This is a genomic window from Streptomyces sp. NPDC028907 (genome assembly GCF_055564995.1).
This window is the reverse complement of record NZ_JBVHVE010000009.1, coordinates 38,752-57,987: the sequence shown is the minus strand read 5'-3', so window position 1 is coordinate 57,987 and position 19,236 is coordinate 38,752. Positions and strand designations below refer to the sequence as shown.

The window sequence follows — 19,236 nt, the reverse complement described above, 5'->3', positions numbered from 1 at the left end:
CCGCTTGCTCGTCACTTCGACCTTCGTTCGACATGACGAACCTCACGGGTCACAGCGCATCACCAGTCCAGCCAGCCCCTGATCGGGGCAACGGGAACCGCTTACTCAAGAAATGAGGCCCCATGCGCAGAGGTAGTTTCAGCCGCAGGCATCTGACCGTGGTGCTCGCGGCTCTGGTCGCTTCGGCGGCGACGCTCGTCGCCAACCCGGCTCAGGCGGCCACCACCGGCGCCTTGCGCGGCGTCGGTTCCGGCCGGTGCCTCGATGTGCCGAACGCCAACCAGGCCGACGGCACGAACCTGCAGATATGGGACTGCCATGGCGGGACCAACCAGCAGTGGACGCTGACGGACAACAACCAGCTGACCGTGTACGGCAACAAGTGCCTGGATGTACCGGGCCACGCCACCACGGCCGGTACCCGGCCGGTGATCTGGTCCTGTAACGGCGGTACCAACCAGCAGTGGCGAGTGAACGCCGACGGCACGATCGTCGCCGTGGAGTCCGGGCTGTGCCTGGATGTCAGCGGCGGCGCCACGGCCAACGGCACGGCGGTGCAGCTGTGGAACTGCAACGGCGGCAGCAACCAGAAGTGGACCGGCCTGTCCGCACCGCCGGGCGACACGTGTTCTCTTCCGTCGACGTACCGGTGGTCCTCGACCGGTCCCCTGGCGCAGCCGGCGAACGGGTGGGCCTCGCTGAAGGACTTCACCACCGTGACGTACAACGGCAAGCACCTCGTCTACGCGACCGCCTCTGACGGATCGTCGTGGAAATCGATGGCGTTCAGTCCCTTCACGAACTGGTCGGACATGGCGTCGGCTGGCCAGACCCAGATGAGCCAGGGCGCGGTGGCTCCCAAACTGTTCTACTTCGCACCCAAGAACATCTGGGTGCTGGCCTCAAATGGGTGGGGTACCCAATGGCCCTTCGTCTACCGCACGTCGAGCGACCCCACCGATCCCAACGGCTGGTCCTCGCCACAGCCGCTGTTCACCGGCAGCCTCCCCGACGGCAGCGCGATCGACCCGACCCTGATCGCCGACGACCAGTCCATGCACATGTTCTTCGCCGGTGACAACGGCAAGATCTACAAGTCGACCATGCCGATCGGGAACTTCCCGGCAAGCTTCGGCTCGTCGTACACGACGATCATGAGCGACACGGTGAAGAACCTGTTCGAGGCGCCGGAGGTCTACAAGGTCCAGGGCCAGAATCAGTACCTCATGATCGTTGAGGCTAGGGGTGCGAATGAGCACCGCTTCTTCCGCTCGTTCACGGCCTCCAGTCTGAACGGTCCGTGGACCCCGCAGGCCGCCACCGAGTCCAACCCCTTCGCAGGCAAGGCCAACAGCGGTGCCACCTGGACCAACGACATCAGCCACGGTGACCTGGTCCGCAACAACCCCGACCAGACCATGACCATCGACCCCTGCAACCTGCAGTTCCTGTACCAGGGCCTGTCCCCCGACACACCGTCGGGCACCCCCTACGTGCAACTGCCGTACCGGCCGGGCCTGCTCACCCTGCAGCGCTGACCCGCGGGCACACGACCAGAAGCTTGTGATCGTGCCTGTCAGGCACGATCACAAGCGGCTTCCACCTTGTCTCCCAGGAAGCCCCCTGGTCCTCGTACACAGACGACTGCTGCGTCTCCTCACAGCCACCGCACTGACGCCAGCACGGCGTCGTTCTCGCTGCGCACCCGGTAGAGCACGACGTCGCCGGCCGGTTCCTCCTCCAGCAGGGCGCGAACCGGCGTGATCCCCACCCCTCCGGCGATCAGCAGTGCGCCGGGCCGCGTTCGATGCAACGAGGTGAATGCCCCGTACGGCCCCTCGACGCACGCACGGCTTCCGACCGGGACATGCCGCAGACAGGCACCGGTGCTGCCGACCGCCTTGATCTGGTTCGTGCTCACCTAACACCGGCAATGTCAGACATGGGATGTTCACGGGTCTATCAGCGCGGGACGGAGCGGCGAGCAAGCCCGCCCCAGCAGCGCCCTCAGCCCGAAGGTGCGCAGGACCCGCCTTGTGCCAACGATCCCCGATTTCCGCCATTCATGGGATGTTACAGCCGTGATCGTGGTATCTATACGGATGCGCTTGCGAGAGGGGTTCGAGCCGACCCGCTCGCTGCGTGCCCCCACCCCACCCCGTTCTGCCAGTACGTGAGGCGGCCGCCAAGCCGAAGGAAGGCGCTGCGACCGAGCTGCTGACACGAACGGCGATCAGGCCCGCTGATTCAGCCACCACTCGCAGAAAGAGGACGCCTGCATGAGAAAGTCCTGGATCCTGCCCCTGTTCACGCTTGTCGCTGCCACGCTCGGGGTGACAGCGGCGGGTGAGGCCCCTGCCTCCGCCGCCCCCAACACCCCTTTGCGGGTCATGCCGTTGGGTGACTCCATAACCTGGGGTGTGGGAAGCAGTACGGGCAACGGCTACCGGGCCCCGCTGTGGAACCAGCTTGCGGCGGACGGCCATCCGCTGGACTTCGTCGGCACGGTGCGGGGCGGGTCGATGTCCGACCCCGACAACGAAGGCCACTCCGGATACCGTATCGACCAGATCGCCGCCCTCGCCGACGCCTCGCTGACCCGCTACCGGCCCAACGTCGTGACACTGCACATCGGTACCAACGACCTTCAAGGGGCCTCCGAGGCCAACACCGCCATCACCCGGCTGAGGTCGCTGGTCAACCAGATCACCGCCGACGTCCCCGACGCCACCGTCCTCGTCGCCTCCCTGGTCGTGTCCACCAGCCCCTCGGAGGAGCAGCACCGGGGCACGTACAACCAGGCCGTCCGCCAAATCGTCAGCGACGCACAGGCCGCGGGCAAACGCGTCGCATTCGTCGACATGAGCAGCTTGACCACGGCCGACCTGGCCGACCCCCTGCATCCCAACGACGCCGGCTACCAGAAGATGGCCGACGCCTTCCACCGCGGCGTCCAGGCCGCGGACAGCGCAGGGTGGCTGAGGAACCCCGCCCCCGCCCCCGCACACGTCCAGTCCGGCATCGCCGGCAAATGCATGGACGTCAACGGCGCCGGCACCACCGACGGGACCGCCGTCCAGACGTGGAGCTGCGGCGACAGTGCCAACCAGTACTGGTCCGCCTACACCGACGGCACCCTGCGCTCCATGGGCAAGTGCCTGGACGCGGCCGGTGGGGCCACCGCCAACGGCACCAAGGTGCAGCTCTGGTCCTGCCACGGCGGCGCCAACCAGGTCTGGCAGCCCTATAACGGCGGCTACCGCAACCCCACCTCCGGCCGCTGCCTCGACGTTCCGGGATTCTCCACGGCCGACGGCACGCAACTCCAGCTGTGGGACTGCAACGGCGGCTCCAACCAGAAGTGGACCACTCTGACCGCCGGATGAACCCCGCGCCCGGGGCCCGAGCCCGGCTCAGGCCCCGCGTGTGCGCCGACTCCTTCCGCACGGGCGGCACCCGCCCGTCACTTCTGCACTGTCGTCCCGAAGGGCAGGGGATCGCCCGAGCGCAGGTGTTCCCTCAGCCACTGCTCGGTGTTGCTCACGTGCAGTAGCGCGGCGGCCTGGCTGAGGGCGGCGTCGCGAGTGGACAGGGCGTTGAAGATCGCCTCGTGCTCTGCGAGGGTGCGGCCCGCGGCCTTGTCGTCGACCAGACCGCGCCAGATGCGGGCGCGCAGGGTGCGGCCGGAGATCCCTTCGAGGAGGGTGAGGAGGCTTTCGTTGCCCGTGGCCGAAACGACGGCGCGATGGAAGGCGGCGTCGTGGGCGTTGAGCCGTTCCACGTCGTCGCGGGCCTCGCGCATGGCGTCCAGGTGCCGCTTCACCTCGGCCAGCTGTTCATCGGAGATCCGGGTGGCGGCAAGCGCCGTGGCGACCGGTTCGAGGAGCCGCCGTACCTCCATGAGGTCCTGCAGGGCGACCGAGTCGCCCTGCAACAGCTCCACCGCACCGCCGAGCCCCTCCAACAGCAGGCTCGGCTGGAGGCTGGTCACATATGTGCCGTCGCCTCGCCGGACTTCCAGGACCCGCGCGACGGCCAGTGCCTTGACCGCTTCCCGGGCGAGATTGCGCGACAGGCCCAGCTGGGCCGCCAGGTCCGGCTCCGGCGGCAACTTCGAGCCCGGCGGCAGGGCGCCGGTCCGGATCAGCTCACGGATCTGCTCGATGGCCTTGTCCGTCAGAGACACTGCGATTCCCTCCCCCCACCGTGCCCCGCGGGCACGTCCGACCTGATCAGCCCCTGAGCGCGGAGATCTTGCCAGAGACCGTCAGGTATGCGCTGATCTTGGAATTTCACGTTCCGTACGACCTGTTCCGGGGTCCGCATGCCGAGGGTGACGTTGATGATACTGGGATGCGTCCGCGGGAAGGCGACCGCGGCGGCTGGCAAGGTGGTCCCGTGCGCCGCGCAGACCTCGGCGATCGCCCGGGCACGGGCGACCAGTTCCGGCGGGGCGTCCCGGTAGTCGTACTTCATGCCCTCGGCGGGCCGGTCGAGGGAAAGCAGTCCCGAGTTGAAGACACCCACCGCCACCACGCTCTTGCTGAGTTCCCGCGCGGCGGGCAGGACGTCGTCCAGCGCCGACTGGTCCAGGAGCGTGTAACGCCCGGCCAGCATCACCACGTCGGCGGCGGTCTCGCGCAGGAAACGGGCGAGCATGGCCGACTGGTTCATACCGGCGCCGATCGCGCCGATCACGCCCTGGTCGCGCAACTCCGCGAGCGTGGGCATGGCCTCCTCGGCCGCCTGCCGCCAGTGGTCGTCCGGATCGTGCAGATAGACGATGTCCAGCCGGTCCAGGCCGGTGCGCTCCAGGCTGTCCTCGATGGAACGGAGCACGCCGTCGCGGCTGAAGTCCCACTGCCGGCGCAGGTCGTCCCGTACGACGAAGCCCCAGGTGTCGACTCCACGCGGTTCCTCGTTGGGCACCAGCAGCCTGCCCACCTTGGAGGAGATGACGTACTCGTCACGCGGGCGCCCTCGCAGGGCAGCACCCAGACGGCGCTCCGAGAGACCGAGGCCGTAGTGCGGTGCGGTGTCGAAATACCGCAGGCCGGCCTCCCAGGCCGCATCGACGGCGGCTGTCGCGTCCTCCACCGGCGTGACGCGGTAGAGGTTGCCGATCACGGACGCCCCGAAGCCGAGCTCCGTGAGTGCGACGGACGTGTTCTGGATCTTCCGCTGCTGCAAGTCGTGCTCCTGGGCTACGGGCGGTGGGGGCGCCGGTCAGCGTCTGACGTGGGCCGAGCCGCCCGCGATGAGTGCCTCGACCTCGGCGAGCGAGGCCATGGAGACGTCTCCGGGCGTGGTCATGGTGAGCGCGCCGTGGGCGGTTCCGTAGGCCAGGGCCTGCTCCAGACCGGCGTCGCTGAGCAGTCCGTGGACCAGGCCGACGGCGAACCCGTCGCCGGAGCCGATGCGGTCCAGGACGTGCAGGCCGGGCATGCGGGGGCCCGTGACGAACCCCGTTTCGGCGGACCATGCGGCTGAGGACCAGTCGTTGACCCCGGCCGAGGGCACCTCGCGCAGAGTCGTCGCCAGGACCTTCGCGTCGGGCAGCAGGACAGCGACGGACGCGAGCGCGTCGGGCACCTCGTCGGCACTGACCCGCACGTCGCCCGGGAACATCCCGGCCAGGCCCAGGGCGCCCACCACCACGTCGGCCTGCCGGGCGAGCCGCAGGTCGACCTCGCGGGCCGCCTCGGCGCCGCCCCGGCCGACCCACAGGCTGGGGCGGTAGTTGGGGTCGTAGGAGACGGTGACGCCGTGGCGGCGGGCGGCGGCCATCGCTTCGTCAGCGACATCGACCGTGGTGTCGGACAGGCCGGCGAAGATGCCGCCGGTGTGGAACCAGCGCACCCCGGCCGAGAACACGCCGTCCCAGTCGACGTCCCCCTTGCGCAGCTGGGACACGGCGGTGTGCGCGCGGTCGCTGACGCCCAGCGCGCCGCGGATGCCGTAACCGCGCTCGACGAAGTTCAGGCCGTTGCGGGCGGCGCGGCCGATGCCGTCGTCGGGCACCCAGCGGATCAGCGAGGTGTCGACACCTCCCTGGAGGATCAGGTCCTCCACGAGCCGGCCCACCGCGTTGTCGGCGAGCGCGGTCACGACGGCTGTGCGCAGACCGAAGCAGCGGCGCAGGCCGCGGACGACGTTGTACTCGCCGCCGCCCTCCCAGACCTGGAAGGTACGGGTGGTGCGGATGCGTCCCTCGCCCGGGTCGAAGCGGAGCATCACCTCACCGAGGGCCACCACGTCGGTCACGTCATGCTCCTCTCCACCGCATCGGCGGTCAGTCGGCGGATCTCGTCGTAGTCGCCGCGCTCCAGGTGGTCGGCGGTGGCCATCCAGCTGCCGCCGACGGCGAGGACCGCCGGGTGGGCGAGGTAGGCGGCCAGGTGGGAGGCGTCGATCCCACCGGTCGGCACGAAACGCACCCCGGGGAAGGGAGCCGCTAGCGCACGCGGCATCCGCAGGCCGCCGAGCGGCTCGGCGGGGAAGAACTTGACGGTGTCGAGGCCTGCCTTCAGGGCGCGCATCAGCTCGGTGGCGGTGGCGATGCCGGGCACCACGGACACCCCCAGCTCGCGGCACTTCGCGACGACCTCCTCGTCGAAGCCGGGCGAGACCACGAAGCGAGCCCCGGCCGCCACGGCCCGCTCTGCCTGTTCGGGGGTGAGGACCGTGCCGGCGCCGACGGCCAGGCCCCCGTGGGCGGCCATCTCCTTGAGCACCTGCTCGGCCTCCGGTGTGCGGAAGGTGACCTCGGCGCACCGGGCACCACCCGCCGCCAGCGCGTCGGCCAGCGGGGCGGCGGTCGAGACGCGCCGAACCGTCAGTACCGGCAGCACGCGGGCTCCGGCCAGTACGGAGGCCAGGTCGGTGGCGTTCATCGGCCGAGCCATCCGCCGTCGACAGGCAGGACGACGCCGTGGACGTAGGCGGCGGCGTCCGAGGCCAGGAACACCGTGGCGCCCGCCAGGTCGTCGGCATCACCCCAGCGTCCGGCCGGTATGCGGTCCAGGATCGCCTTGCTGCGTACGGGGTCGTCCTGCAGTGCCTGGGTGTTGTCGGTGGCGATGTAGCCGGGGGCGATGGCGTTGACGTTCACCCCACGTGAGGCCCACTCGTTGGCCAGCGCTTTGGTCAGCCCGGCGATGCCATGCTTGGCGGCCGTGTAGCCCGGGACGGTGATGCCTCCCTGGAAGCTGAGCAGTGACGCCGTGAAAATGACCTTCCCCTGGCCGCGGGCCACCATCGACGCGCCCACCGCACGGGTCAGCGCGAACTGCGCGTTGAGGTTTACCTGGAGCACCAACTCCCAGTCTGCGTCGCTGTGTTCTGCGGCCGGAGCACGGCGGATCGTGCCCGCGTTGTTGACCAGGATGTCCACCGGCCGCTCGCGCCCGGCGAGCTCGGCGCCCAGAGCCCGTACGGCCTCGGCATCGGCGAAGTCGGTCCGGATCGCCTCGAACGTGCGGCCGACGGCGAGAACGTCCTTCTCCACCTCGCTGCCGGACTCCTCCAACGACGCACTGACTCCGATGACGTCCGCGCCGGACCCGGCGAGCGCGCGTGCCATGGCCCGGCCGATACCGCGGCGGGCACCGGTGACGACGGCCAGCTTGCCGGTGAGATCGAAGGCGCTCATACGGTGGCTCCCTGGGCGTCGTCGGTGCAGTCCACGAGGATCTTCATCACGTCGCCGCCGCCCTCCAAGGCCTCGAAGGCGGCCGGCGCCTGCGTGAGCGGCACGACCTTGCTGATCAGCCGGTCGGCCGGGATCGTGCCGTCCGCGACCAGGGCCACGGCGCGCTCGAAGTCGCCGCGGTCGTACAACCGGGCACCGACCAGGGTGAGTTCGCGCCAGAAGAAGCGATGGAGGTTGACCTCGCGCGGGTGGGGGTGGATGGCGACGAGGCACAGACGGCCGCGCACACCCAGCACGTCGAGCGCCGTGTTCACGCCGCCCGCGGCGCCGGACACCTCGAAGGCGACGTCCGCACCCGCGTCCGCGGTCCACTGCGTGACCAGCGCCGGCACGTCGACGTCGGCCGGGTTCCACGCCGTCAGTCCCAACTCCTCGGCGAGCAGCCGACGGTGGGCGCGCAGCTCCACCACCCGGACCTCGGCGCCCGCGGCTCGTGCGACCAGCGCGATGAGGATGCCGACCGGGCCGCCGCCGACCACGACCACCTTCTCGCCCTCGGCGACCTCGGCCCGGCCCACGTCGTGCACCGCGACCGCCGTCGGCTCGACGAGCGCAGCCCGGTCCAGGGGAAGCGAGGCGGGCAGCCGGACGAGTGTCGAGGCGGGCACGGTCCAGCGCTGCTGCATCGCACCCGGAGAGTCGATGCCGATGAAGTCGAGGTGCTGGCAGATGTGTTGCTGGCCGACCTGACAGGCCGGGCAGGTGTCGTCCCAGCGCAGCGGCATCACGGTGACCGCGTCGCCGGGCTGCCAGCCCTCCACCTCGGGGCCGACGCGTACGACGCGACCGGACATCTCGTGTCCCAGGACGGCGGGTGCGGCGACCCGGGCGTCCATGTCGCCGTGGAAGATGTGCAGGTCGGTGCCGCAGATACCGACAAAGGCGGGGGCGAGCTCCACCTCGCCGGGACCGGGAGCGGAGGGCGCGGCGGGAGCCGTGTCCAGGGTGCGGGCAGCTGTGTAACGGACGGCCAGTGTCATCGTGTCGTCAGGGTCCCTTCAGCGCGGACGCCGATGGTCAGCAGCAGGTTGGCGTAGGTACGCGTGTCGGCGGTGACGATCGCCAGCGCCAGGTCGGGCGAGCGGGCGGCGTCGTAGAACTCGAAGCGGCCGAGCGTGTCGACCGGGACGGGCGCCAGCATCGAGCGGTACTCAGCGATGGCGGGCGGTTCTGGTTCTCCCTCGGGCGGAACCATCACATGGGCTGCCTCGAGTGGCAGGGCGCGCAGCAGGACGTCGAGCACGGTGGTGACGTCCAGTAGGCCAGGGGTCAGGTTGAGGTGAACGGTCCTGGCGCGCTCGCCGGTGGCGGTGCTCGCGGGATAGTGACCGTCGGCGAGCAGGACTCGGGCGCCGTGGCCGGCTCCGGCCAGGGATTCGAGAATGCCGGGGTGGAGCAGTTCTGTCAGGAGCATGCTGTCCCCTCCTTCGTGGGGGCGGGGGTCAGGCGGTAGAAGGTGGTCGCGGTGCCGGCGAGCACCGCGTGGATCTCGGAGCCGGAGCAGCCGTCCAGGAGTTCAGCGACGGCTGCCGCCCAGCGGTTCCAGCCGCCGGCGAGGACGCAGACCGGCCAGTCGGAGCCGTACATCAGCCGGTCGGGACCGAAGGTGGAGAGCAGGACGTCCCATACCGGGCGGATGTCGTCGACCGTCCACTTCTCGTGGTCGGCCTCGGTGACGAGACCCGAAACCTTGCAGCGGACTTGGGAATGCCGGGCCAGCGTCCGCAACTGCTGTGCCCAGTCGGTCAGTTCCCGCCGCGCGATGGGGGGCTTGCCTGCGTGGTCCAGGACGAGCGGCAGCTCGGGGAAGCGTTCCGCGAGGCGGATCGCCTGTGGGAGCTGGTGGCTGTGGATCAGCACGTCGTATCCGAGCCCGCGCTGCCCGACCGCCCGCAACCCGCGCTCGACGTCGGGCCGTTGGAGCCAGTGCCGGTCCGACTCGCCCTGCACGACGTGGCGTACGGCTCGTAGGTAGCGGCCTGCGGGCCCGGTCCGCAGGTCATCGAGTACGTCCCCGATCGCGGGGGACGTCAGGTCCGCCCAGCCGACGACGGCGCCGATCAGCGGGTCGCTGCCGGCCAGGGCGAGGAGGTCGCGGGTCTCGGGTACGGAGGCGGTGCACTGGACGACGACGGTGCGCGTCAGTCGGCGACCGGCGATCGGCCGGTTCGCGGCCGATCGCAGGGCGTGCGAGCTGAAGCTGCGGCGGATCGGCCCGTGGCCCGGTTCGTCCAGCCAGGGCTGCGGCCGGACGTCCAGGTCCCACACATGGTGGTGGGCGTCGACGAGGCTCTGGACATCAGACACGAACGTTCCAGACGGGGCCGTCGGGGTAGGCGTACTCCTTGAGCGAGTCCGGGTGCATCTGCGCGCTCAGCCCGGGCAACGTCGGTGCCCGATAGTGGCCGTCGACGATGCGCACCGGGTCGACGAAGTGCTCGTGCAGGTGGTCGACGTACTCGATGACACGGTCCTCGGTCGTGCCGGAGACCGCGACGTAGTCGAACATCGACAGGTGCTGGACCATCTCGCACAGGCCGACCCCGCCTGCGTGCGGGCAGACCGGCACTTTGAACTTCGCGGCGAGCAGCAGGATCGCGATGTTCTCATTGACGCCGCCGACCCGGGCGGAGTCGATCTGCACGATGTCGACCGCGCCGGCCTGGAGGAGCTGCTTGAAGACGACCCGGTTGGCGATGTGTTCGCCGGTGGCGACCTTGATGGGACCCACCGCTTCGCGGACGGCGGCGTGACCGAGGATGTCGTCGGGGGACGTGGGTTCCTCGATCCAGTACGGCTGGTAAGGGGCCAGGGTGCTCATCCAGTCGATCGCCTCCTGGATGTCCCATCTCTGGTTGGCGTCCACGGCGATGCGGATGCCGTCGCCGACCGTCGCGCGGGCGGTCCGCATGCGCCGTACGTCGTCCTCCAGGTCCGCGCCGACCTTCAGCTTGATCTGGGTGAAGCCGTCGGCGACGGCCTCGCGGGCGAGGCGGGCCAGCTTCTCGTCGGAGTAGCCGAGCCAGCCGGGGGTGGTGGTGTAGGCGGGGTAGCCCTGGTCGAGCAGGCGCCCTGTGCGGTGCTCGCGGCCGGGCTCGGCGCGGCGCAGGATCTCCAGGGCCTCCTCGGGGGTGAGGGCGTCGGAGAGCCAGCGGAAGTCGATCTGCGCGACCAGCTCCTCGGGCGGCATCTCCCCGAGGAAGCGCCACACGGGCTTCCCGGCCCGCTTGGCCGCCAGGTCCCAGGCGGCGTTGACGACGGCGCCGGTGGCCATGTGGATGGCGCCCTTCTCCGGTCCCAGCCAGCGCAGTTGGGGATCGTGCACGAGGGAGCGGGAGAACGCGCCCAGGTCGGCGCAGATCTCCTCGACGGACAGGCCGACCACGTGCGGAGACAGGGCCGCGATGGCGGCGGCCTGCACGTCGTTGCCACGGCCGGTGGTGAAGGCGAGAGCATGGCCTTCCAGTCCGTCGCCTGCGTCGGTGCGCAGGACGACGTAAGCGGCGGAGTAGTCGGGTTCGGGGTTCATGGCGTCCGAGCCGTCGAGGTGTTCGGAGGTGGGGAACCGCACGTCCAGGACGTCCAGGGCGGTGATGCGGGCGGATGAGGGCACGGTGGAGGACATGGCGGCAACTCCTGTGAGGGGCAAGGAGGGATCGGCCCCTTGCGACGAGACGTGAACGCGGCGGAGGTCGGGCGGCCGGCGACGGCCGCCCGGGTCACTCCTGGACCTTGCCGCCGGTGATGCGGGAAATGGCGAGCGCGACCAGGATGATCAGGCCGTTGAGGGCGCCGATCCACTGGGCAGGGACGCCGCCGAGCGTGAGCACGTTCTGGATCATGAACAGCAGCAGGATGCCGCAGAACGCGCCGAACATGGTGCCCTTGCCGCCGTTGAGGCTGATGCCGCCGATGACGGCGGCGGCGAAGACGGTGAAGATGTAGCCGTTTCCCTGCGCCGAGGCGACCGAGGCCAGGCGCCCGGAGAGCATCAGGCCGGCGAGCGCGGCGAGCACGCTGCCGAGGACGATGACGATCCACAGCACCCGGTCGGTGCGGATACCGGCCGCCTTCGCCGCGTCGACGTTGCCGCCGATGGCGTACAGCGAGCGGCCGAAGCTGGTCCAGCCGAGCACCACGATCGCGACGGCGAACAGCACCAGACAGATCCAGATCGACGCGGGCATCCCGAGCCACTCGGCGGTGCCGAGGTAGAGCATCGACGGCGGCAGCTGGAAGAACGTCTGACCGCCGGAGATGCCGGTGAGGACGCCGCGCAGCACGATGAGCATGCCGAGGGTGACGATGAAGCCGTTGAGCCCGAACCGGATGATCAGCAGGGCGTTGATCACGCCGACGAGCGCGCCCACGATGAGGGTGACGGGGATGGCCCACGCGCCGGGAAGCAGTCCGAGTCCGTGGCCCGCGCCGACCGGCACCACCAGCCAGGCCGCGACGCCGGGCGCGAGGCCCATGGTGGACTCCAGCGACAGGTCCATCTTCTTGACGATCAGGACCATCGTCTGGGCAAGGACCAGCAAGGCTATCTCGGCCATGGTCTGCAGGACGTTGATGAGGTTGTCCGCCTGCAGGAAGACCGGGTTGACGACCTGTCCGACGACGGCGATGACCACGATGGCCGGGACGAGCGCGAGGTCGCGCAGCCGGGCCAGGGGTATCCGGCCGCCGAGCAGAGCGGTCCGCCTGGGGCCGGCCTCTTCCGTCTTGAGGGCGGGTGTGTCCGCGAGGGCGGTTTCAGGCATCGAGGTCCACTCCTTCCATCGCGGCCACGAGGTCGTGGTCGTGCCAGCCGCGGGCGATCTCCGATGTCACACGGCCCTGGAACATCACCAGGACCCGGTCGCACATGCGCAGGTCGTCGAGTTCGTCGGAGGCGATGAGCACTCCGGTGCCGGTCTGCGCGATTTCCTCGACCTTGCCGAGAAGGAACTCCTTGGAGCGCACGTCCACGCCCGCGGTCGGGTTGATCAGGACCAAGAGCTTCGGGTCGTCGGCGAGGGCACGGGCCATGACGACCTTCTGCTGGTTGCCTCCGGACAGGGCGGAGACGGGCAGGTCGGGTCCGGGAGTCTTGATCGCCAGGTTCTCGATCATGTCCTCGGCGAGCCGGTCCCGTCGGCTGCGGCTCAGGAACCCGCTCGGGCCCAGCCGCCCCGGCACCGACAGGGTGGCGTTGTCCGCGATCGACATGTCGGGGACGAAGCCCTGGTGGTGCCGGTCCTGGGGGACGAATCCAGCGCCGGCGGCGAGCGCGGCGGGCACGCTGCCGGGACGGGGCCGGTTGCCGGCGATCTCCACGGCGCCCGCCACTGCCGCCCGCAGCCCTACGACGGTCTCGGCGACCTCGGTCCGCCCACTGCCGGCGGCCCCCGCGAGGCCGACGATCTCCCCGGCACCCACCTGGAAGCTGACATCGCCGTAGGTGGCGCCACTGTCCAGCGCGCGCACGGAGAGCACGGGCATGACGGTGGTGTCGAGGGAACTCGGCCGCTCCTGCAGCCGGTCGGCCGCCGCCTCGCCGGTCATCGCCGCGACCAGTTCGGTGCGGGGCAGTTCCGCGACCGGGGCGGTCACGATGTGCCGGGCATCCCGGAACACCGTCACCATGTCGCAGATCTCGTAGACCTCCTGGAGGTGGTGGCTGATGAACAGGAAGGTCACGCCCTGGCGCTGCAGGTCGCGGATCCGGTCGAAGAGGCGGTTGATGGCCGCCCCGTCGAGCTGGGCGGTCGGCTCGTCGAGGATGATGAACCGGGCGCCGAAGGACAGCGCCCGGGCGATCTCCACGAACTGCCGCTGCTCCACGCTCAGATCACCGGCCGGGCTCTGCGGATCCACGTTCACCGACCACGTCGACAGCAACTCCTGTGCCCGCCGGCGCACACCCTGCCAGCTGATCAGCCGGCCGCGGCCGCGGTCGTGCCGGTTCAGGAAGAGGTTCTCGGCCACGGTCAGCGTGGGGATGATCGTCGACTTCTGGTAGACGCAGGCCACACGCTCTCGCCAGGCGTCGCGGTCGGCGAGTCGTGGTGCGGGGCTGCCGTCGAAGGTCACCGTTCCCTCGTCGGCGGCCTGGAGGCCGGTGAGGACCGACACCAGGGTCGACTTGCCGGCGCCGTTGCGGCCGACGAGCGCGTGGGTCTCACCGGGCCTGATGGTGATCCGGGCGCCGTTCAGGGCCACCGTCGGACCGAATCGTTTGACTATGCCCGCCGCCTCGACGACGGGCAGGCCCGAGTGGACCCGTCCGTCGTCCGCCGGGGCGGGCGCGGGGGTGACTGTTCGCTCCCCGTCGCTCATCTCAACCGCCTTGTGCTGGATAGCCGTTGGGTTCCGGGGCGAGGGCTGTCAGCCGAGGTTGTTGCCCCACAGCGACTTGTCGTCGCTCTTGACGCTGGGCACGCCGCCGTAAGTGCCGCCGTCGGCGGTGACGAGCGGGGCGGAGAGCTGGTCCTCGAGCAGGCCGTCGCGGACCTGGATGATCGTGCTGTCATGGTCCGTCTTGCCGGGCTTGAACGTCTTCCCGTCGATCGCGGCCTTCAGGTAGTACAGGGCGTACTTGGCGTAGAGGTCGGCCGGCTGGGACACCGTGGCGTCGATCTTGCCCTCGGCGATGGACTTCAGCTCCTCGGGGATGCCGTCGTTGGACACGACGAAGACGTGCTTCTTGTCCTTCGGGTCCACCAACAGACCCTTCTGCTTCAGGACTTGCAGCGTGCCGGACAGGGCGAAGCTGGACTGCATGTAGACGCCCTTGATGTCCGGGTGCTGGGTCAGCCGCGTCTGGAGCTTCTGCGCGGCGACGGCGCCGTCCCAGTTGGTGGCCTCGCCGTACACCTTGATGTCCGGATAGTTCTTCTTCATGCAGTCGCTGAACGCCTCGGTGCGGTCACGGCCGTTGATGGAGTCCAGGCCGCCCTGCAGCATGACGACCTTGCCCTTGCCGCCGAGCTTGGTCCCGAGGTACTGGCAGGCCTTCTCACCGTAGGCGCGATTGTCGGCGCGTACGACCATGAACACCTTGCCCGTGTCAGGGCGGGTGTCGACGGTGACGACCGGGATCTTCTTCGCCTCCAGCTGCGCCAGGGTCGGGGCGATGGCGGCGGTGTCCTGCGGGGCCATCGCGAGGCCCTTGACGCCCTGGCTGATGAAAGTCTGCGCGTTGGCGGTGAGCTTGGCGACGTCGTTCTGCGAGTTGGTGGTCTTCAGGTCCAGGCCCAGCTCTTTGGCGTACTGGGGCGTGTACTTGATGTAGGAGTTCCAGAAGTCGGTGTCGGAGCGCGGGTAGTCGACGCCGACCAGCGGCGCGCCACTCGATGACCCCGCGGTGGTGGAGCCGCTACCGCACGCGCTGACCAGCGCCAGAGCGGACAGGGTGGAGACGACGGAACAGAGGGCGGTTCTGAGTCTCATCGGTGCTTCCTCGCGCCGGTCCCGTACAGGGAGATGTTTCGCCTCGACGACATCTGCGTATCGCCGCACAGCAGAGATGGGATGTTTATAGGCCCGATCCGAGTACACTGTCCAGTCCTTTGCCGGACCTCGCAACGAAATACCAGCTCGCTTCATCCAGCGAGGGCAGGCACGGGCAAGATCCATCCCATCAATCATCGCCACCGGACAGACGTAATCAGCCAGGAGGACTCGACAGACATGCCATGTTTGGCTAGCCAAAAACCGTCACAAATAGGTTAAAAGCCTTATGAATTCCCTGAACCAGCGACGCTTTTCATCCCTGCGCACCAGTTGACATCCCATGGAGACATGGCGGACCTTCATGCGTAACAAGCGGCGCCCCATGCACAGCAGCCACGCCGACTCGTGTCCTCCCGCGCTCCCCTGTCCCCTTCTGCACCAGGGATGTCTCCATGCCGAGTTCGTTCAACAGACGCCACTTCCTGGCCAGTGCCACCTGCGTCGCCGCGGCGGCCGTTGCCGGAGGTGGGTTCGGCGCCGGCCTAGCCCAGGCGGCGCCCAGCACCTACACGCCGGACTGGAACTCCGTCGACCAGCACCCGCCGGCCCCGGAGTGGTTCCAGGACGCCAAGTTCGGCGTCTACTTCCACTGGGGCGTCTTCAGCGTCCCCGCCTACGGCAACGAGTGGTACCCGCGGAACATGTACGAGGCAGGCAACAACGCCAACCAGCACCACATCGCGACCTACGGCCAGCCCTCGGCATGGCCGTACCACAACTTCATCAACGGCGCTCAGGACCTGGCGGGCAACTTCGTGCAGTTCGCGCCGAAGCTGAAGTCGGCCGGCGGGAAGTTCGACCCCGACGAGTGGGTGCAGCTCTTTGTCGACGCAGGCGCCAGGTTCGCCGGCCCGGTCGCCGAGCACCATGACGGCTTCTCCATGTGGGACAGCCAGGTCAACGAGTGGAACTCGGCCAAGAAGGGCCCAGGCCTTGACCTGCTGAAGCTCTTCTCCACGGCCATCCGCGCGAAGGGCCTGAAGCTGCTGGTGGCCATGCACCACGCGTACAACTTCACCGGCTTCTACGAACACGCCCCCGCCCAGACGGACCCGAGCCTCAAGAAACTCTACGGACAGCTGGAGCCCACCGCGGCGAACCAGCTCTGGTTCGACAAGCTCAAGGAGGTCGTCGACCGCGCCCAGCCCGACATCCTGTGGCAGGACTTCAACCTGGACGCCGTCGACGAGCAACAGCGCCTGAACTTCCTGGCGTACTACTACAACCAGGCCAATGCCTGGGGCCGTGAGGTCGTCGCCACCTACAAGGACGGCATGAACGGCAAGGGCGAGGTCTTCGACTACGAGCGCGGCGGCCCGGCCGACCTCACCACCCCGTACTGGCTCACCGACGACAGCATCTCCAACAGCAGCTGGTGCTACACCCAGGGCATCGGCTACTACAGCATCCAGCAGATGCTGCACTCGTTCATCGACCGGGTCAGTAAGAACGGCAACGTGCTGCTGAACATCGCGCCGATGGCGGACGGCACCATCCCCCAGGCGCAGAAGGACATCCTGCTCGGCATCGGGGACCACCTGAAGCGCTTCGGCGAGTCGATCTACTCGACCCGCGCCTGGACGGCGTACGGCGAGGGCCCGACGAAGATGGGCGGCGGCTCCTTCACCAATCCGACGGCCGGCACCGCGCAGGACATCCGCTTCACCCGTGACAAGGCGAACACCGTCCTGTACGCCACCGTCCTGGGCTGGCCGGGCAGCTCGCTGTCGATCAAGACCCTGAGCTCAGAGCGGATCAACCTCTCCTCGCTGACCTCGGTGAAGCTCCTCGGCACCACCGCCGGCACCTACATCGACCTGCCCACACCGGCCCAGAACTCCTCCGGCCTCACGGTCACCCTGCCTTCCTCGGCGCCGTACAGTGCGAACGCCTACGTCCTGAAGCTGGCTTTCTCCGGCACGATCCCGGCGCTGCGGCCGCTCGCGGGAGCCGTCGCGTTCACGGACGTCAACTACACCGGCAACGCCGGCGTGTTCGCCGTGGGCGACCACACCGCGGCCGACCTGACCGCCGCCGGACTGGGCGCGGGCACGCTCTCCTCCCTGCGGCCGGCGCCCGGCTACCAGTTGATCGGCTACTCCGGAGACAACTTCACGGGCACCTCCTGGACCTTCACCACCGAGAACCCCGACCTGCGGGTCACCGGCAACAACGACCGGATCACGTCGCTGAGGGTCCAGTTCAACCCGGCGACGTACTTCCGGATCACCAACGCCACCAGCGGGCTCGCCCTGGACAGTGGCGGCAACGTGGACTCCGGGTCCAACCTCAAGCAGTGGACCTGGGACGGCAGCCCCAACCTGCAGTGGCACGCGGAGGCGGTCGGGGGCGGCTACTACAGGCTGGTCAACCGAACGAACGGCATGGTCGCCGACGGCTGGGGCGCCACTTCCGACGGCTCTCCGGCCCGACAAGCCCCTTGGAACGGCGGCACCAACCAGCAATGGACCATTGTCCACCGGGGCGGTGACCGCTACTCGATCGCCAACCGCACCACCGGCCTCGTCCTCGACGGCGGAGGGAACGTCGACTCGGGCTCCGTCACCAAGCAGTGGACGTACGGCAGCAGCACCAACCTGCTGTGGACCGTCACGGCCGTCTGACCCTGGGGACGCGCGAGCGGCTGCGTCGGCGCACTCCTCGTACGCCGGCGCAGCCGCTGTCACCCTGCCGCCCGGGCTGCTGCCCGTCGGCGACGACGTCCCAGTGCTCGATGTCCTTTCGTCGACCACGCGGTCGCACAGCTCGCCGCCGAGGCGGCCGAGGCGGCCGCCGCACAGGGCCTCTTCTGGCCGATGCACGATCTGCTCATCACCCACCAGGGCTCCCTGCTGCTTGCCGACCTCCGTCGTTACGCGGCCGGCGCCGGGCTGGACGTCGAGCGCTTCGAACAGGACCTGCGGGCCCGGACCGGGGCGACAGGCTTGGCCGAGAACGTCGAGTCGGCCGACCTCAGCGGTGTCGCGGGGACGCCCACCTTCTTCGTCAACGGGCGGCGTCACCACGGCGCGTACGACATCGACAGCCTCTCCGCCTCGGTGCGCGCCGCGCGCGAACGGGCCCAGGTGGGTGGCCGACAGTAGGGCGACGACCGTATGACGCTGTCAGAACCCGAGGCCGTTCCGCCATGAGGACACGAGACGAGAACGGGCCGGGCTCACGGTCCGCGCCAGAGATTGGCGAAGGCCGAGCTCTCGATGGTCCGCCTCTGGCGTACGGCCTCCAGTTCCATCACCGCGTCGTGGACGGCGGCGACCACGGTCGTCACCGCCTCATCGTCGAAGCCGGCCTCGTCGTCGGATTCTTCCTCGCCGACGCCCACGACCGCGGCGAGGGCAGCCAGCACGGGTTCCTGCTGGTCCCAGCGCTCGGCCGCACGCCGGCGCGCGGGTGTGTCGACCGGTTCCACGCGTTTCGTACCGAAGGACAACCGGCCGCTTCGCTGCGGCTTCAGCTCACCGTTCTCCTCCAGCGCGGCCTGGTACGCGTCCGAGAGGTTACGGCCCCGGCGCCACAGCCAGTCCTCGATCCGCTCGTAGGGCGCCTGCCGAGTGAGCGCGGCGGCGGCCTCGCCCATGAGGCGGTCGTCCGGTGTCGGTGGTCCACCGGGCACGATGCGGTCGCCATCCACGGCGACCGTCCCCGCGCCGATGAGATCGATCAGCTCGGCTCCCGCGAGAGCGAGGGACAGGTCGCCCTGTCCTACGGAACGTTCCAGGTCCATGGCGATGATGAACAGGTCTTTCGCCGTTGTCATGAACGGCTCCCCTCGGAGATATCGACTGTGGCCCGGCCCGCCGGCCGGGGCTCGCGGCCGGGAGCGGCTCGTCGGCACGAGTATCTCCCGTCCACGGCGTCCGGTGCCCGGACGCCCGCCGTGGCGCGGACTTCCCCGCAGGGCCCGAGACCGCCCCTGTCCGGACAGGACGCGTACGCCTTCCACCGGCAGGCGCACACGCCCTTGGTGGTGGCCCCGCGCCCGGGCCGGATCGGTCACCGGGTGGGCG

The 19,236-nt window shown here is 69.4% G+C and carries 16 protein-coding genes and 2 pseudogenes; 4 read left to right on the top strand and 14 right to left on the bottom strand.

The features are described 5' to 3' along the window. The first annotated feature begins 122 nt into the window (after window positions 1–122). Window positions 123–1,538 (top strand): non-reducing end alpha-L-arabinofuranosidase family hydrolase, encoded by a 1,416-nt coding sequence (locus ACZ4UU_RS26825; protein WP_471905911.1) that lies wholly within the window; start codon window positions 123–125, stop codon window positions 1,536–1,538. A gap of 140 nt (window positions 1,539–1,678) precedes the next feature. Here the strand turns inward: ACZ4UU_RS26825 and ACZ4UU_RS26820 are convergent. Then, window positions 1,679–1,903, bottom strand: a pseudogene (locus ACZ4UU_RS26820) (oxidoreductase); the annotation flags it as partial. Between the two features lie 376 nt (window positions 1,904–2,279). On the opposite strand from ACZ4UU_RS26820, the gene ACZ4UU_RS26815 reads away from it, so the two are divergent. Beyond that, window positions 2,280–3,386 carry a ricin-type beta-trefoil lectin domain protein gene (locus ACZ4UU_RS26815; RefSeq protein WP_471905910.1) on the top strand — a complete coding sequence of 369 codons (1,107 nt, stop codon included), beginning with the start codon at window positions 2,280–2,282 and terminating at the stop codon, window positions 3,384–3,386. Between the two features lie 77 nt (window positions 3,387–3,463). Here the strand turns inward: ACZ4UU_RS26815 and ACZ4UU_RS26810 are convergent, their stop codons facing one another. From ACZ4UU_RS26810 to ACZ4UU_RS26755, 12 genes are all read right to left on the bottom strand, one after another. Continuing rightward, window positions 3,464–4,186: a FadR/GntR family transcriptional regulator gene (locus ACZ4UU_RS26810; protein WP_471905909.1), complete on the bottom strand. Its 723-nt coding sequence runs from the start codon at window positions 4,184–4,186 to the stop codon at window positions 3,464–3,466. Further along, window positions 4,177–5,190, bottom strand: a complete 1,014-nt coding sequence (locus tag ACZ4UU_RS26805) for an aldo/keto reductase (RefSeq protein ID WP_471905908.1) — start codon at window positions 5,188–5,190, stop codon at window positions 4,177–4,179. The genes ACZ4UU_RS26810 and ACZ4UU_RS26805 overlap by 10 nt, the downstream gene beginning before the upstream one ends. 36 nt (window positions 5,191–5,226) lie before the next feature. After that, complete coding sequence (locus ACZ4UU_RS26800; protein ID WP_471905907.1) at window positions 5,227–6,264, bottom strand: PfkB family carbohydrate kinase; 1,038 nt, start codon at window positions 6,262–6,264, stop codon at window positions 5,227–5,229. Beyond that, window positions 6,261–6,893, bottom strand: a complete 633-nt coding sequence (locus ACZ4UU_RS26795) for a bifunctional 4-hydroxy-2-oxoglutarate aldolase/2-dehydro-3-deoxy-phosphogluconate aldolase (RefSeq protein ID WP_471905906.1) — start codon at window positions 6,891–6,893, stop codon at window positions 6,261–6,263. Before ACZ4UU_RS26795 ends, ACZ4UU_RS26800 begins: the two co-directional genes overlap by 4 nt. Next, complete coding sequence (locus tag ACZ4UU_RS26790; protein WP_471905905.1) at window positions 6,890–7,651, bottom strand: SDR family oxidoreductase; 762 nt, start codon at window positions 7,649–7,651, stop codon at window positions 6,890–6,892. Before ACZ4UU_RS26790 ends, ACZ4UU_RS26795 begins: the two co-directional genes overlap by 4 nt. Then, window positions 7,648–8,691, bottom strand: a complete 1,044-nt coding sequence (locus ACZ4UU_RS26785; RefSeq protein WP_471905904.1) for a zinc-dependent alcohol dehydrogenase — start codon at window positions 8,689–8,691, stop codon at window positions 7,648–7,650. The genes ACZ4UU_RS26790 and ACZ4UU_RS26785 overlap by 4 nt, the downstream gene beginning before the upstream one ends. Next, window positions 8,688–9,125 carry an RbsD/FucU domain-containing protein gene (locus tag ACZ4UU_RS26780; protein ID WP_471905903.1) on the bottom strand — a complete coding sequence of 146 codons (438 nt, stop codon included), beginning with the start codon at window positions 9,123–9,125 and terminating at the stop codon, window positions 8,688–8,690. Before ACZ4UU_RS26780 ends, ACZ4UU_RS26785 begins: the two co-directional genes overlap by 4 nt. After that, window positions 9,116–10,018, bottom strand: a complete 903-nt coding sequence (locus ACZ4UU_RS26775) for an amidohydrolase family protein (RefSeq protein WP_471905902.1) — start codon at window positions 10,016–10,018, stop codon at window positions 9,116–9,118. Before ACZ4UU_RS26775 ends, ACZ4UU_RS26780 begins: the two co-directional genes overlap by 10 nt. Continuing rightward, window positions 10,011–11,336 carry an L-fuconate dehydratase gene (locus tag ACZ4UU_RS26770; RefSeq protein ID WP_471905901.1) on the bottom strand — a complete coding sequence of 442 codons (1,326 nt, stop codon included), beginning with the start codon at window positions 11,334–11,336 and terminating at the stop codon, window positions 10,011–10,013. The genes ACZ4UU_RS26775 and ACZ4UU_RS26770 overlap by 8 nt, the downstream gene beginning before the upstream one ends. Window positions 11,337–11,430: 94 nt before the next feature. Further along, window positions 11,431–12,474: an ABC transporter permease gene (locus ACZ4UU_RS26765; RefSeq protein ID WP_471905900.1), complete on the bottom strand. Its 1,044-nt coding sequence runs from the start codon at window positions 12,472–12,474 to the stop codon at window positions 11,431–11,433. Beyond that, the gene (locus tag ACZ4UU_RS26760) at window positions 12,467–14,032 is read right to left on the bottom strand and encodes a sugar ABC transporter ATP-binding protein (protein WP_471905899.1); all 1,566 of its coding nucleotides are present in this window, start codon (window positions 14,030–14,032) and stop codon (window positions 12,467–12,469) included. Before ACZ4UU_RS26760 ends, ACZ4UU_RS26765 begins: the two co-directional genes overlap by 8 nt. A gap of 48 nt (window positions 14,033–14,080) precedes the next feature. Further along, window positions 14,081–15,145 carry a sugar ABC transporter substrate-binding protein gene (locus ACZ4UU_RS26755; RefSeq protein ID WP_471905898.1) on the bottom strand — a complete coding sequence of 355 codons (1,065 nt, stop codon included), beginning with the start codon at window positions 15,143–15,145 and terminating at the stop codon, window positions 14,081–14,083. Between the two features lie 455 nt (window positions 15,146–15,600). On the opposite strand from ACZ4UU_RS26755, the gene ACZ4UU_RS26750 reads away from it, so the two are divergent. Next, entirely contained in the window at window positions 15,601–17,832 is a 2,232-nt protein-coding gene (locus ACZ4UU_RS26750) for an alpha-L-fucosidase (RefSeq protein WP_471905897.1), read from the top strand. A 114-nt stretch (window positions 17,833–17,946) separates the two neighbouring features. Beyond that, window positions 17,947–18,312: pseudogene (locus ACZ4UU_RS26745) on the top strand (DsbA family protein); the annotation flags it as partial. A gap of 74 nt (window positions 18,313–18,386) precedes the next feature. On the opposite strand, the gene ACZ4UU_RS26740 reads toward ACZ4UU_RS26745, so the two are convergent. Next, the gene (locus ACZ4UU_RS26740; protein ID WP_471905896.1) at window positions 18,387–18,986 is read right to left on the bottom strand and encodes a GOLPH3/VPS74 family protein; all 600 of its coding nucleotides are present in this window, start codon (window positions 18,984–18,986) and stop codon (window positions 18,387–18,389) included. Window positions 18,987–19,236: the final 250 nt, after the last annotated feature.